Source organism: Enterovibrio makurazakiensis (assembly GCF_050336585.1).
In the GTDB taxonomy this organism is placed as follows: domain Bacteria; phylum Pseudomonadota; class Gammaproteobacteria; order Enterobacterales; family Vibrionaceae; genus Enterovibrio; species Enterovibrio gelatinilyticus.
In genome coordinates, this window is the sequence record NZ_JAKJSE010000010.1 from 1 (window position 1) to 14,937 (window position 14,937).

A 14,937-nucleotide genomic window follows, 5' to 3' on the forward strand; every position below is an offset into this window, starting at 1 on the left:
GAAATTAGGCGGTTGTGATATGAGAGCTGTTTAGGGGGGGGGAGAGGGTGCAGGTGCTTTTCAAAAAGCGTGAGAAGCGATGACTCTCAGTTAATCTGAAGAGAGTAGAGCGAATAAAGTGTCGGCTGCGCGACACTTTATTCTAGTGGTCAAAGCTTCCGACTACATATCTCTCAATGCAGTAATTAGTTTGGTAAAAGTAAATGAGGCGCTAGGGGGCTCTGAAAGCGTCAAAGCTTGGCTTGCACTTACCTCATTTTCATCTTTAATCTTTCTGTCTAAAGCCAAAAGTTGCTCAATTACTTGCTGCGCTACCAGTGGCGAATCCTCTGTTGATAATAGATTGATTGTCTCGGTAGTAAGTTTGAACGAACTTTCACTGCCAACCCATGAGATTCCGGCTGTTCCGTTTAAAGCAACTCCTGTTTTCCAAGTGACATTTTCAGGGTTCTTTTCGGATGCCATGCTTTCCTTAATTTTGTCGGCTACGTAACTCAAAGTACCTGACCAAAGGATTTTGTCATTAAGTATAACTTCGGCTTCAGAAAAGGTTCGTTGCTCACTAATTACACCAATTTTCTTGTAACCACCATCAAAGTTAACAGTTGCGTAATCTTGTTTTGGCTGCTCAAAAGAGCCCATCGCAAACAATGCAGTAACACAAATTGTTATGGTGATGATGATTGATGCGATTGGAGCAGTAATTAATTGCTTGGGACTTTCAGTACTCATATGACTTCTTTCCTGTATTAAAATGTGAATGAGATCTACTGCGCAAAGGAATCCAGACACTTTCGGCATTCGATATGTCATTACTGTCTAAGTTTGACGGCGAGAATTTATCATGAAGTGCATAAGGGTAGGCATGATTTAGATCGTGTTTACGGTGCGGGTGGGGAGGTTTTATTCAAGAAAATTAGATGGTTGCACGGTGAGAGGGTTTGATTGGTATTGGTATTAACAATTAAAACTTCGCTCAATTCTTTGAACGACCAATTCCCTCACTTTGGCTGAAAGAAAGTGTGAGGGGATGTATCTAAGGCAATAAGAGCGACGCGTTGGCCGAGACGTTTGCTTGATGTAATTCAGAATCGCCTCTGCGTGCTCTTTGTCCCATGCCCACAGCAATTTACCTCGGATTTCCCATTGCCAATATGCATCAATTGGCCAGTTCAATTTATGCTTTCTATTTGAGTGGCAATGAGAACATAGAACTAAACCATTCGTAAGCAGTGGGTAACCGGCATAACCTGAGTCACCGCCACTTCTTAGAAACTGGCTGGAGCCTGATGGAGGCTTCCAGCTTATTTTAGAAGGAAACCTTTCGAGAACTCTCCAGCTGCCCCATCTATGAACCGGTCTTGTCTCATCAGGGTGAATCTTCCGGCTCGATAAGAACTTAAACGGTTCTTCGAATTTAGATAGCTCACCACAATCAGGGCACTTTATGTCTATTGGCTTGTCATTCATTCGGTGCTCAAGTTTGTATTGTTGTTCATGGAGGACAGCTTACGCGAGTAAAGGATGCACAGCAAAAGAGGCAATCTAAGGCCGTGACTAGGATTAAACTCTTACTCAAATGTCCCTCTGTCAAAAACCTAGATCTTGCACATGAGACGAAAAACGCAGGATGAATACTGCATATGTAAACAGTATTAAATATGAATGTTATTCCTATATCTGCCAGTGCTGGTATCACTGGTTTTGAGTCGCCAGCCAGTGATTATCTCCAACTTCCTTTAAGTCTAGATGAATTGCTTGTAGAGCATCCAAGCGCAACATTCATTGGTTAAGCCTCGGGTGAGTCTATGCAGGGTGTGGGGATTTTCGACGGCGATATTTTGGTTGTTGGTCGTCATATTACCGCCAGAGACGGTGATGTGATTGTGGTGAACTTAAACGGGGAGTTTATCTGTAAGCTGCTCGATGTTCCGTGTCGTCTTATGCTGTCGGCGAATGAAAAAGTATTCATCAGTGTCTATCACCAAACATGGCACCTTTACGATAGAGGGGGTAGTTATCCGTTCAATCCGTTGTCACCGTCAGAGTCCGCTTCTGTGTTCGCGTTAGTTGATGTGGGTTTAGCTATGATCGTAACCAATCGGAGAGTTTGATTGCTTTGGGCTTAGTGTTGTTCTCATTTGATTCGTCAGCTTGCTTGACAAAGCGTACTTCAGACCAAGACTCCCACCACTCTTTAGATTTATGCGGTGAAGTCTGGTCATGTAGTCTTGCTTTAACCGTTCGACCTGTTATTTGAGTGTAACATTCATATGTTACCCAATAATATCAAGACGGTGAGAGAGCTGACTTGGCTGAGCCTACCTTGCAAGTCGCTATCATGATTTTATAGTTGTTCTTCCAATCACCTTCAACGTCTAAGTCGTTAAAAGACATTTTCTTATTGAAAACTAGATCAGCTAAATAATTTTCCGGTAATTGTTCCGGCCAAGATCTGAAAGCAGCTTCCTTTTGATTATTTTCAGTCCACACATCGCAAAGTACAATTGCATACCTAGTTCGATCACCTTTCTGGAGTCTCAACTTCTTTTCTACTAGCTCAATGGTTTTTGGTGAGCACATTCTTTCTATATCTTTTTCTATGCTTACTAACTGCGAGTTGACGGATGTGAGCCTTTTAGCTTCGATCAAGATTGTTGTTGATTCAAAAAATAAGACAGCATCTAGATGTTTGCCATCATTTAAACAGATAGGCGCTTCAAACCATGAAATACAAGATTCGCCTAAGATTTTTTCAAATGCTGATACAAAGTTGTTTGTAAGATTTCGTTCTGTAAATCCCGTACTACCATGCGCAGGGTAGTAAAGAGATAAAATTTTCATATATCGGGCTTTGAGTTCGACACAAACCGATTCAAACTTGTCAATCATGATATTTCCCAAGGCTATGATATTAATGAATATGTGAGTGATATTTTTGATGAATATCTTTGACTCAAACTACCATAATGAATGAACGAGTGACTGCACAGATTGGTTGCTTTGCGAGTGGGGGGGGCTTTTCCTGGGAGATTGAGGTGTTATTAAGATGGAAGAGTAAGAGAGCAATGGCTGCGCGGCTATTATTAGAATATGCTATTGATTTCATTATTATGCAAGACTTATCTTGTACTCGAGTGGGATGTCACAGGTCCTTTCTAAATATTTGACTCCGGCCAAAATTGGTTTGTACTTAAGTCGCATCGTTCTATCAAGTGTTTTGGCTGTACCGTTAATAACTAAATTTTGTGGGCAGTTAGGATCATAGTATTTGTTGATACGTGAGGAGATTGTAGGGTCGATGATATAGTCCTTACCAATGTTTACCCATACGTGGATAGCAAACGCATTCTCAGTGTATCCATGTTTATATTCTGCTAACAAGCCCTCAAGGGTCGTGCCATATTCATCAGTTCCATTGATGTTTACTTCGCCAAATACTAGCTCACATGGTATCTCCCAGTGCTGGAATATAGCGAAAGTCTGTGCTGCTATATTTAAACACTGTTGTCCCCAATCGCCAGGTTGATACCTATGAAGAAGCGTTTGAATGAGGTGGTTGCAGCATACCTGTTGGAGCAAGGTGATTTTTTCATCATCAATAGGAATTTTCAGGCCAAGTTGTGGATCTAGGCCCAGTTCTAGCGAACGTTTTTCAACCAGTTTGATTGCGTCTCTATATGTCACGACAGTCCTCGGAATTTTTGTATGTCTTTGGTATTTATTACAAGATATGTTGCGGTTCGTTTGTTACGACTTGCAGTTGAAATTGACGAGTAGAGCTAAATGTGATCGGGGGGAATAGATTGCAATAAGCTCGAAGGGTATCAGTTGCTGCAATCTACCAGTTCGTTTTTTAGTACCACCACCATGTTTTAATGATGCGAGATCCCTTTATATACAGCACTTGTGAGGCTACAAAACTCGCCAGGAACAACCAACCTGAGATAGTTTGTAAAACGTATTTGATTTCAAAAACACCCAAAAAAGACGACTGCCACGAACCTGAACCGATCCCATAGCCCAAGAAGCACATTGAAATTGCGATGGCTGTATACATCATATATTTGATGTTGTGAAAATCCTTACGCTCACGATTGCAGGTAGGACAAATCACCGCCTCAGTGCTCATTGGGCTTTTACACCAATTACATTCCATGTCACATCCTATAACCTAACGTCGTTGTGAAGACTGTTCGTAAAGGAAAGCCAACCTCTCTTCGCGTTAATTGGAAGGAGAAAGGATTATTCACTGTTCTCATCATTCAAAATTCTATGCGTCACTACCAGTTGAGCGTTGCGCATTACGAGATGGGCGGGAAATGCAGGCAACTGAGTTGTTGCTCAGTGGGCAATACTTGGGCAAGTATCAAAACGCAAATTTGCGTTTTGACGAATGGTGAAAGAGAAAATGTTCATTCAGCACTGACAATACGCTGATTTATAAAATCAATACTGATTTTGGTGAAAGGGTAGGCCTTTCAGAATGTAGAGGTCAGTATAGAGTGCGAAATTTGTAGAGCTCAGACCTTCACGATGCTGTTGTTGTCCAAGACTATGTAATAACAACCGATTCGATACACACTCAGAAGCTTGCTTCCTATCGCAATATCCTGCCAGGGACCTGATTCTCCCTCACTGGGGAAAACCCAATAATGTTTGCCATCTTGACGAATTGTGCGTTCGACAGCGACTTCCGCTCAACAAAGCCGCCAAAAGGAAAATAGACCAGGCTACCGTCTTTGAGGAGCGCAGGAAGATTCTCGCAACGGGACACTTGATTTATGCGGTAAGGCAACGGAATATTCCGGCCATCAAGCTGCTTTTAGATAATGGTGCAAAGTCACTTATTAATCATCAAAGTGTACGTGGAACATCAGCGCTCAGTATGGTGTTTGACAGTAAGCCGTATTCCACGGAAATTGTTGCAACGTTACTCGAAGCTGGCGCTGATCCCGATATTAACCCCGAAGGTGGCAACTCTTATAGGAATTCAGTTTCGATATTGGCTTATATGCCACCGGAGATACCAGAGTTGTTGGTGAATCGTGAGTAAAAGAATGACTTTATCTGACGTTATTAAAAATATTGCCAGTATAGATGCAGATATGACTATCTACGCCAAGACGCCCTGGCTAGAGGATTCTCCTGCATTTGTCGATTACGAACCAGATGACGGGAGCGTTCCTGATGGAGCGGAAAATATGGAATACTTCTTGGAAGTATTTATCGTCAATCAATTGCTTGAAGACATTGGAAATATAGACTGCCAGCGGATTATTGATTACGCCATTAATGATGCTTAAGTTCAGAATTCGCCGAAGCAAAAAAACACATAAATATACACAAAGACAACGGATTGTATTGATGAGTACGGAATATGGAAAGATGATAGGTCAAACGTACAACCAACTCATGAAGCAGGCTCACTTTACCTCTTTAAGTGGTGGAAACGTGCCACGTGATGTTGATCCTGCTTTCGATACGTTTTTCGTGACGTCTAAATCCAACAATGTTTCGTTTGTCTTCGATCGACCAACAAACACGCTCATTGGTATTGAAGTTAAACCAAATCAGGTTGGCGCATTACCGCTGGGAATAACGGTAAACATGAAATCGAATGAAGTGACGGATTTACTGGGTCAACCAACAGCAGCTATGCCAGCAAAAAAGGTACCAGTACTAGGGTTGGTTGGTGCTTGGGAAAGATTCAACGTCAGTGGCGACACTGTCCTAGTGGTGTATGACCCAGAATCAGAGAACGTTAGTCAGCTCCGTTATGAGCAACCTTCTTGCGGCTAGTGTTCTGTTTAAAAGCATAAGCTGATGCAGTGTTGAGAGTCGCACCGCGTTGTTTTCTCCTAATAATGCATAACTTCGACCATTAAACGGGCTGAGGTTTTGTATTGCCCAATCTAACCCGCCACTGCGCGGTTTTTTTGTACTTGAATTTTGAGCAGTGAGAGCCATGGCTTATCGACTGGGCAAGCGTTCACCCAAAACCGATTCAGTCCGCCGGACGTGTATAAGGCATGACGTCCATTAAAACGATACCCAATGGCGACACATAAATCACGGTGCAGGTCGGAACATACAACGATCAATATCCGATTGTGTGTGATGACTCGCTTGATGCATATTTCGTGGGTACGTTATGCCCGTGTGTATGACAGTGAGGGAACCGAAGTAGCACGACTCACCAAGTCAGATTAGTTGCGTTATTCTGCCACACGGTTACAATTCCACTCCGGTTTTAGCGCGTCCATTTTGATTTGTACCAAAAAGACGCGTTCACTAAGCCGCCCTATAATCTCCTTGTTTTTAACGTATTGTTATTAATAAGAAATAAATTCAACAAGTGTTACTGCGTGTGTAACACCACTGTAAATAGGACAATAAAATGCCTGTAATTACTCTTCCTGATGGTAGCCAGCGTTCATTCGACAACCCTGTGTCGACGTACGATGTTGCTTTTGACATCGGCCCTGGTCTCGCCAAAGCCTGTATTGCTGGTCGTGTTGATGGTCAACGTGTTGATGCATGTGACCTTATTGAAAACGACGCAAAACTTGAAATCATCACTGCAAAAGACGCTGACGGTCTAGAAATCATCCGTCACTCTTGTGCGCACTTGCTAGGTCATGCGATCAAGCAACTGTTCCCTGATGCTAAAATGGCGATCGGCCCTACCATCGACAGTGGATTCTATTACGACATCGACTTGGATCGTTCATTGACCCAAGAAGACCTTGATGCGATTGAAAAACGTATGAAGGATTTGGCGAAAACCAAATATGGCGTAGTTAAGAAGAATGTTAGCTGGCAAGAAGCACGTGATACGTTTGAATCACGTGGCGAGTCTTACAAAATTGAAATCTTGGACGAAAACGTTTCTCGTGACGATCGCCCAGGTCTTTACCACCATGAAGAATACATCGACATGTGCCGCGGTCCGCACGTGCCGAACATGAGCTTCTGCCAAAACTTCAAGATTCTGAATGTTGCTGGTGCCTACTGGCGCGGTAACAGTGACAATAAAATGCTGCAACGTATCTACGGCACAGCGTTTTACGATAAGAAAGAACTAAAAGCGCACCTTGTTCGTCTTGAAGAAGCAGCGAAGCGTGACCACCGTAAACTGGGTAAGCAACTTGATCTGTACCACATGCAGCAAGAAGCGCCGGGTATGGTGTTCTGGCACCACAATGGTTGGACTGTTTTCCGCGAACTGGAAGTATTCATCCGTGAAAAACTGACTGAATACGATTACCAAGAAGTGAAAGGCCCACTGATCATGGATCGCGTTCTTTGGGAACGTTCAGGTCACTGGGAAAAATATGCTGATTACATGTTCACAACTCAGTCTGAGAGCCGTGAATATGCACTGAAGCCAATGAACTGTCCTGGTCACGTTCAGATTTTCAACCAAGGTTTGAAATCTTACCGTGATCTGCCATTGCGTATGGCAGAGTTTGGTAGTTGTCACCGTAACGAGCCATCAGGCGCACTGCACGGTCTGATGCGCGTTCGTGGTTTCACTCAAGATGATGCACACATCTTCTGTACGCCTGAACAGGTTCAGAAAGAAGTGACTTCGTGCATTGAGATGGTATACGACACTTACAAAACCTTTGGTTTTGATGAAATCGTCGTTAAACTATCAACGCGTCCTGAACAGCGTGTTGGTTCTGATGAAATGTGGGACCGTGCTGAAACCGCGTTGGCTGAAGCGCTTGACGCTATGGGCATCAAATTTGAGATTCTGGACGGGGAAGGTGCTTTCTACGGTCCGAAGATTGAATTTACCTTGCATGATTGTTTGGATCGCGCATGGCAGTGTGGTACTGTGCAACTCGATTTCGCTCTGCCTGAGCGTTTGGGCGCAACGTACGTTGGCGAAGACAACGAACGTCACACCCCAGTGATGATCCACCGCGCGATTCTTGGTTCACTAGAACGTTTCATCGGTATTTTGATCGAAGAATACGCAGGGCATTTCCCGACTTGGTTGGCTCCTCAGCAAGCTGTTGTGATGAATATCACCGACAATCAGGCCGAATATGTTCAGGAAGTAGCGAAAAAACTGCAAAAAGCAGGATTTAGAGCATCAGCGGACTTGAGAAACGAGAAGATTGGCTTTAAAATCCGCGAACATACTTTGAAGCGCGTACCTTACATGCTTGTTTGTGGCGACCAGGAAATGGAAGCTGGCGAAATTGCAGTACGTACTCGCAAAGGTAAAGATTTGGGTAAATTCAAGATTGAAGATTTTGTTTCTCTGCTCGAGAACGAAGTTCGTACCCGAACGCTCAATATTTTGGAGGAATAAGGTATTAAAGGCGCAAGAAAAGCCCCGGTTAAACAAAATGCTCATCGCTTGAATGATGAAATTCGTGGTATTGACGAAGTTCGTTTGACAGGTCTTGATGGTGAAGCGATTGGAGTTGTTACTCTCCAGGAAGCGATTAAGGTCGCTGAAGAGGCGGGAGTAGATCTGGTTGAAATCAGCCCTAATGCCGAGCCGCCTGTCTGTCGTGTGATGGACTACGGTAAGTTCATATTCGAAAAGAGCAAGGCTGCGAAAGAGCAGAAGAAAAAGCAAAAGGTTATTCAGGTTAAGGAAATCAAATTCCGACCTGGTACCGACATTGGCGACTATCAGGTAAAACTACGCAACCTGGTTCGCTTTATTGAAGAGGGTAACAAGGTCAAGGTTACAATCCGATTCCGTGGTCGCGAAATGGCGCACCAAGAAATCGGTGTTGACGTTTTGAATCGTTTGAAGGAAGACACTGCCGAAATTTGTTTGGTAGAAAGCTTCCCGACTCGAATCGAAGGTCGTCAAATGATCATGGTTCTTGCCCCTAAAAAGAAGTAATTTCGGCATACAAGTAACATAAGAGGCTATGCCTTCTGGCATAGCCTCTTTGTTCGCCGGATTACATTGTTATTAACATGCATACAATGCGGAGTTATTCATCATGCCTAAGATGAAATCAAACAAAGGTGCAGCTAAGCGTTTCAAGAAAACTGCTGGCGGCTTCAAGTTCAAGCACGCAACTAAACGTCACATCCTGACTAAGCGTACTACTAAGAACAAACGTCAACTGCGTCCAAACGCGATTTTGCCTAAGTGCGAAGTAGCAGCAGTTGTTCGTATGCTTCCATACGCATAATTTTTCTTAGTTTATTAACGATTTAGTTTAGGAGAGAGTCCATGGCTCGCGTAAAACGTGGTGTACAAGCTCGTGCACGTCACAAGAAAGTTCTAAAACAAGCTAAAGGTTACTACGGTGCACGTTCACGTGTTTACCGCGTAGCTTTCCAAGCAGTTACCAAAGCTGGTCAATACGCTTACCGTGACCGTCGTCAGAAGAAACGTCAATTCCGTCAACTATGGATTGCACGTATCAATGCTGCGGCTCGTCAGAATGGTATGTCTTACAGCCGTTTCATCAACGGTCTGAAGAAAGCGTCTATCGAAATCGATCGTAAGATCCTTGCTGATATCGCTGTATTCGACAAAGCTACTTTCTCTGTACTTGTTGAGAAAGCGAAAGCTGCTCTGTAATTTTACAGAATAGATTTTGCAAGAAAGGGGAGCCTCGGCTCCCCTTTTTTATTGTCTAATTTTCACCAACTGTTTGATTATTGTTCTGGCGTGCAAGCATCGAGTGATTTCCATGGGGAGTTTTCGTATAACCCAGGGATCTGCTGCATTGTCCACCAAGCTGCTTGATATTGCTCACCCATGTATGTGACGCCGTCACCTTTTTTGTAGGCTTTATGGGCATCCCACTCTGACGAAGAGCATAGAGTGAGGGGTTCAGGTTCCTCCATCCAATCGACTAGCTGCTTGTGGCTAACAAATCTTACATCAGGCTTGGATAAAGCATATTCGGTGAATTTTTCTAGCACACGGCGTCTTGATTCGACCGTCGACTCAGGCATGCCAAAGTGTTCTTGTCCGTTTTGGTATCCGTAAAATCCTGAATGCAAACCGAGTACAAGAGGGGATTTGTTTCCACTTAACCTCAGGTCGAGATTATATTTGTATATCGCAAGCACATCATTTTCATTCAAGCCGGCGGCGCCCCATGCGGGTTCAAAATACAAATTCCAATCGAAGTTATCTCCTTTTCCTGATATCGCATCAAACCAAGGAACGCGAGAAGCGATTTTGTCGCGCAATGAATAGGCTAATCCGTAGCGATCCATTTCATTGTCAGGTGGCACAATTAAGGTATGTAGCGGGATTTCCCAAAGGTTAGGGTAGTTTGAGAGAGGGGGTTTCCAGCCATTGTTCACGCCAATATCGTGCTCTGGGCTTCCGTTATGCAGTGTATATGGCCAATAATTGTTAGTCCCGTCGTGCTCAGGTGTGTTTCCTGCAGGTAGGCTCACATCATATTGGATATGATTGTCGGAAAGCGCTCTAAACGTATTGTCGTTATAGGTTAGGAAGGGGGCTCGATAGCCACTGACGCTTGCCAGGCCAACACCGCCTTGCGCTTCTGATGCCATCAACAGTTCGTTACACTGTGTTATTTCCTGCTGCCACTGCTCTATAGTCATCCAACTTTCTAGTGGGTTCCAGTTCACCTTGTCATCAGGGTGAGTCTCGGTGTGGTTGCCTATGTCATGGCCTTCTGAGTGCGCTTGTCGCCATTTGGTTAGTACATCATCATTCCCACGTGCAGGCCCACAATGCATAAAGAAACTTGCTTTTAGCGATGAATTGGCGAAAGCATCAGCACCATCGGGGTTTTTGTTACTGCCGAGTAATCGAAGGACCCATGACATACCATCCACATCGAGATTGTCATCAAAGCCGAGGCTGACAAACATAGGTGTTACTTGGGCTGGGATGGGGGAGTGTTGCATGGGATCCACGCTTATATCTCCAGAATAGGATGGTAGAGAGAGGAACAGTATAGAGGGTGTAATAATGGCTTTCATCCAAAACAACTGCGTCAAGTTATGTCCTTTCCGCCGAATTAATGTATTCATTTTTATAACCTTATTAGTATTGCAGCGATTACGTGCTAGAACGGCGCACATTTACAACCTAGATGTTTTGGATAGAAATAAGAGGGTTATGAGCAAGTTGATAGGATTTTTTGGACGCTAAATTGAAAACCGAATGTTTGTTACATTTTTCGAATGAAATGGATTTGGTATAGGTCTCGTTAATGACTTGATCATGGTTGGCAATCGGATCAGTCGCGATGGATTTACAAGCACCTAACCGATTGCACCAGGATTCTTACTTCGTGAAAGCGGTAAATTGATGACGAATTGTCCATGACTCCTACTTTAACGCAGTTTCAGTTTGGCTTTGTCACGCGGTTTATTTACTATGTAGCGTTACGTCTATACCAATTCTCAGAGCGAAATCTAGGCGGTTGCTGTAAAAGCAACAAATCCAAATTTTGTTACGAGAATTGGTATTTTACTCACCGTAGGACACTGCCCGATTGGGTAGATGAGGAAACGATGCAACAACTAGAAGACATTCTGTCCAACGCAACAGTAGCCATTGAAGCGGCTGACTCTGTTGTGGCTCTGGATGAGGTACGTGTAAAGTACCTGGGTAAGAAGGGCGACCTGACTTTGCAACTTCAGGCTCTAGGTAAATTACCTCCTGAAGAGCGCCGTGAAGCTGGCGCGAGCATCAACAAAGCGAAGCAAGCTGTACAAGCGGCTATTTCTGAGCGCAAAAATGCGCTAGAAAGCGCAGAGCTTGAAGCGAAGCTTGCTGCGGAATCTATTGATGTGACCCTACCTGGTCGTCGCATTGAGAACGGCGGTATTCACCCAGTGACGCGCACCATCGAACGCATTGAAAGCTTCTTTGGTGATCTCGGCTTTGACGTGAAAACGGGCCCAGAAATCGAAGATGCATTCCATAACTTCGACGCGCTGAACATTGCAGAAGATCACCCTGCACGTACTGACCATGACACTTTCTTCTTTAACCCAGATTTGATGCTTCGTACGCACACTTCAGGTGTTCAGATCCGTACCATGGAAGAAAACCAGCCCCCATTGCGTTTCATCGCGCCTGGCCGCGTTTACCGTAATGATTACGACCAAACGCACACGCCAATGTTCCACCAAGTTGAAGGTATGCTGGTTGACGAAAATGTTAACTTTGCGCAGCTTAAAGGCATCCTTCATGACTTCCTATGTAACTTCTTTGAAGAAGATCTTGAAGTGCGTTTCCGTCCTTCTTACTTCCCATTCACTGAGCCTTCAGCGGAAGTGGATGTTCGTCGTAAAGACGGAAAATGGTTGGAAATCCTGGGTTGCGGTATGGTTCACCCGAACGTGCTTCGCGCAGTGAACATTGACCCAGAGAAATACTCAGGTTTTGCCTTCGGTATGGGTGTAGAGCGTCTAACCATGTTGCGTTATGGCGTGAATGACCTGCGTGCGTTCTTCGAGAACGATTTGCGTTTCCTGAAACAATTCAAGTAAGCATTGGGGTAATTGAGAAATGAAATTCAGTGAATCCTGGCTTCGCGAGTGGGTGAGTCCTGCTGTAAATAGCGAAGAACTGGCACACCAAATCACGATGGCTGGTCTAGAAGTAGACGATGTTGAGGCTGTCGCTGGCGAGTTTACTGGCGTTGTTGTTGGTGAAGTTGTTGAGTGTGGTCAACACCCTGATGCAGACAAATTGCGTGTAACTAAAGTGAATGTTGGTGGCGAAGAGCTACTAGACATCGTTTGTGGTGCATCAAACTGTCGCCTTGGTATCAAAGTTGCCGTTGCGACTGTTGGTGCGGTTCTGCCTGGTGATTTTAAAATCAAAAAGGCGAAACTACGTGGTCAACCATCTCACGGCATGCTGTGTTCATTTACCGAGCTAGGCATTAACGTAGAATCAGACGGCATCATGGAACTACCTGCAGACGCAGTTCTGGGTACGGATTTCCGTGAGTTCTTGTCACTAAACGATGTGACTATTGACGTTGATCTGACTGCAAACCGCGCTGACTGTTTGAGCCTAAAAGGCATGGCACGTGAAGTGGGTGTATTGAACCGCGCTGAAGTGACTGAGCCTGCATTTGAAAACGTGGCTCCTTCAATTGACGACAAAATTTCGGTTGCTATTGAAGCGCCTACTGCATGTCCACGTTACTTAGGTCGTGTTGTTCGCAACGTGAATGTGAAAGCAACGTCTCCGCTTTGGATGCAAGAAAAACTGCGCCGCAGTGGTATTCGCTCTATTGATCCAATCGTAGATATCACTAACTACGTAATGCTTGAGCAAGGCCAACCAATGCATGCATTCGACCTATCAAAGGTTGAAGGTGGCATCGTTGCGCGTATGGCGAAGCAGGGCGAGAAACTGGTTCTTCTTGACGGTAATGAAGCAGAGCTGAATGACAACACGCTTGTTATTGCAGATCACAACAAAGCACTGGCTATCGCGGGTATCTTTGGTGGTGAGTTCTCTGGTGTGACTGGCGAAACCACTGACGTATTGCTTGAAGCTGCATTCTTTGCCCCTGATGCAATCCGTGGTCGTGCACGTAGCTATGGTTTGCACACTGACTCTTCACACCGTTTTGAACGTGGTGTTGATTCAAACCTTCAGTACCACGCTATGGAACGTGCAACCCAACTACTGATTGAAATCTGTGGTGGTGAAGCGGGTGAAATCGTTGGTCAAGAGTCTGAAGAGAATCTGCCAAAAGCGAAAACCATTGCACTACGACGCACTAAGCTGGACCGTCTTCTAGGTCACGCTATCTCTTGTGATGATGTGGTTGAAATTCTGACGCGTCTTGGTTGTGAAGTCGAAACTACAGAAGCGGGCTGGACAGCGAAAGCACCTTCGTGGCGTTTTGACATGGCTATCGAAGAAGATTTGGTAGAAGAAGTCGGTCGTATTTTCGGTTACGACAACATTCCGAACCAAGCGCCTCAAGCTCACCTGACCATGAATGAGTATAAAGAAGCTAACCAGCCTCTGAAACGCGTTCGTGATCTGTTGGTTGACCGTGGTTATCACGAAGCCATCACGTACAGCTTTGTTGAGCCAGCTCAGCAAGCGCTGATCGTGCCAGACGTTGAGCCATTGATTCTGCCACACCCAATCTCTGCTGATATGTCAGCAATGCGTTTGAGCCTGTGGACCGGTCTACTTAACACGGTTGTTTACAATCAGAAACGTCAGCAACCTCGTGTTCGCTTGTTTGAAGCGGGTCTGCGTTTTATTCCTGAAGCATCTGCTGAAAATGGCATGCGTCAGGAAATGATGTTGGCTGGTCTGATTGCCGGTGCGCGTTCTGAAGAGCACTGGGACATCGCAACTAACACGGTTGACTTCTTTGACTTAAAAGGCGATTTAGAAGCGGTTCTTGAACTGACGGCTAATGAGCTAGCGTATAGCTTCAAAGCGTCTAAGCACCCAGCACTGCACCCAGGTCAAAGCGCTGCTATTGAAGTAGACGGTAAAATCATTGGTCACATTGGTACAGTCCACCCAGAACTAGAGCGCAAGTTTGGCCTGAACGGCCGTACGATTGTGTTTGAAATCGAATGGGCTGCAATCAACCAACGTGTGATCCCTGAAGCCGTGGCTATTTCTAAATTCCCAGCAAACCGTCGTGATATCGCGGTGATCGTTGCTGAGGAAGTAGAGTCAGAAGCTGTTGTTCGTGCATGTTTGAAAACAGACAACACGCTAATCACGGCTTCTAAATTGTTCGACCTTTACAAAGGCAAGGGTGTTGAAGAAGGTAAGAAGAGCCTAGCGATTGCTCTCACCCTTCAGTCGACAGAGCGCACCTTAGAAGAAAGTGATATTTCTGAGGCAGTTGCAGCAGTTGTTGCAACACTCGGCGAGCATTTTGGCGCACATCTACGCGATTAATGCCAAAATCATCAATAAAAAGCAGCCCTCGGGCTGCTTTTTTTTATGTC

The 14,937-nt window shown here is 44.7% G+C and carries 13 protein-coding genes and 1 pseudogene; 10 read left to right on the forward strand and 4 right to left on the reverse strand.

Features of this window, described 5'->3' with window-relative positions:
* Positions 1-162: 162 nt before the first annotated feature.
* Positions 163-732 carry a hypothetical protein gene (locus L4D06_RS08100; protein ID WP_429738729.1) on the reverse strand — a complete coding sequence of 190 codons (570 nt, stop codon included), beginning with the start codon at positions 730-732 and terminating at the stop codon, positions 163-165.
* A 929-nt stretch (positions 733-1,661) separates the two neighbouring features.
* On the opposite strand from L4D06_RS08100, the pseudogene umuD reads away from it, so the two are divergent.
* Positions 1,662-2,070, forward strand: a pseudogene (gene umuD / locus L4D06_RS08105) (translesion error-prone DNA polymerase V autoproteolytic subunit).
* 219 nt (positions 2,071-2,289) lie between these two features.
* Here umuD and L4D06_RS08110 read toward each other — a convergent pair.
* Together L4D06_RS08110 and L4D06_RS08115 are read right to left on the reverse strand one after the other, a co-directional pair.
* Entirely contained in the window at positions 2,290-2,892 is a 603-nt protein-coding gene (locus tag L4D06_RS08110; RefSeq protein WP_429738731.1) for a hypothetical protein, read from the reverse strand.
* A gap of 219 nt (positions 2,893-3,111) precedes the next feature.
* Entirely contained in the window at positions 3,112-3,687 is a 576-nt protein-coding gene (locus tag L4D06_RS08115) for a hypothetical protein (protein WP_429738733.1), read from the reverse strand.
* A 1,090-nt stretch (positions 3,688-4,777) separates the two neighbouring features.
* On the opposite strand from L4D06_RS08115, the gene L4D06_RS08120 reads away from it, so the two are divergent.
* From L4D06_RS08120 to rplT, 7 genes are all read left to right on the forward strand, one after another.
* Positions 4,778-5,056: an ankyrin repeat domain-containing protein gene (locus L4D06_RS08120; RefSeq protein WP_429738734.1), complete on the forward strand. Its 279-nt coding sequence runs from the start codon at positions 4,778-4,780 to the stop codon at positions 5,054-5,056.
* A 4-nt stretch (positions 5,057-5,060) separates the two neighbouring features.
* Positions 5,061-5,306, forward strand: coding sequence for a hypothetical protein (locus L4D06_RS08125; RefSeq protein ID WP_429738735.1), 246 nt, complete (start codon positions 5,061-5,063; stop codon positions 5,304-5,306).
* A 61-nt stretch (positions 5,307-5,367) separates the two neighbouring features.
* Positions 5,368-5,802, forward strand: coding sequence for a DUF6392 family protein (locus L4D06_RS08130; protein WP_429738737.1), 435 nt, complete (start codon positions 5,368-5,370; stop codon positions 5,800-5,802).
* 598 nt (positions 5,803-6,400) lie between these two features.
* On the forward strand, positions 6,401-8,329 hold the full coding sequence (gene thrS, locus L4D06_RS08135) for a threonine--tRNA ligase (protein WP_429738739.1): 1,929 nt from the start codon (positions 6,401-6,403) through the stop codon (positions 8,327-8,329).
* A 3-nt stretch (positions 8,330-8,332) separates the two neighbouring features.
* Positions 8,333-8,878 (forward strand): translation initiation factor IF-3, encoded by a 546-nt coding sequence (gene infC, locus L4D06_RS08140; RefSeq protein WP_081796374.1) that lies wholly within the window; start codon positions 8,333-8,335, stop codon positions 8,876-8,878.
* Between the two features lie 103 nt (positions 8,879-8,981).
* Entirely contained in the window at positions 8,982-9,176 is a 195-nt protein-coding gene (gene rpmI / locus L4D06_RS08145; RefSeq protein ID WP_017010327.1) for a 50S ribosomal protein L35, read from the forward strand.
* 41 nt (positions 9,177-9,217) lie between these two features.
* Complete coding sequence (rplT, locus tag L4D06_RS08150) at positions 9,218-9,571, forward strand: 50S ribosomal protein L20 (protein ID WP_016962081.1); 354 nt, start codon at positions 9,218-9,220, stop codon at positions 9,569-9,571.
* A gap of 77 nt (positions 9,572-9,648) precedes the next feature.
* On the opposite strand, the gene L4D06_RS08155 is transcribed toward rplT, so the two are convergent.
* Entirely contained in the window at positions 9,649-11,010 is a 1,362-nt protein-coding gene (locus L4D06_RS08155; RefSeq protein ID WP_429738742.1) for a polysaccharide deacetylase family protein, read from the reverse strand.
* A gap of 486 nt (positions 11,011-11,496) precedes the next feature.
* On the opposite strand from L4D06_RS08155, the gene pheS reads away from it, so the two are divergent.
* Both pheS and pheT read left to right on the forward strand, forming a co-directional pair.
* Positions 11,497-12,480 (forward strand): phenylalanine--tRNA ligase subunit alpha, encoded by a 984-nt coding sequence (gene pheS, locus L4D06_RS08160; RefSeq protein ID WP_028025509.1) that lies wholly within the window; start codon positions 11,497-11,499, stop codon positions 12,478-12,480.
* A gap of 19 nt (positions 12,481-12,499) precedes the next feature.
* Positions 12,500-14,887, forward strand: coding sequence for a phenylalanine--tRNA ligase subunit beta (pheT, locus tag L4D06_RS08165; RefSeq protein ID WP_429738744.1), 2,388 nt, complete (start codon positions 12,500-12,502; stop codon positions 14,885-14,887).
* Positions 14,888-14,937 lie beyond the last annotated feature (50 nt).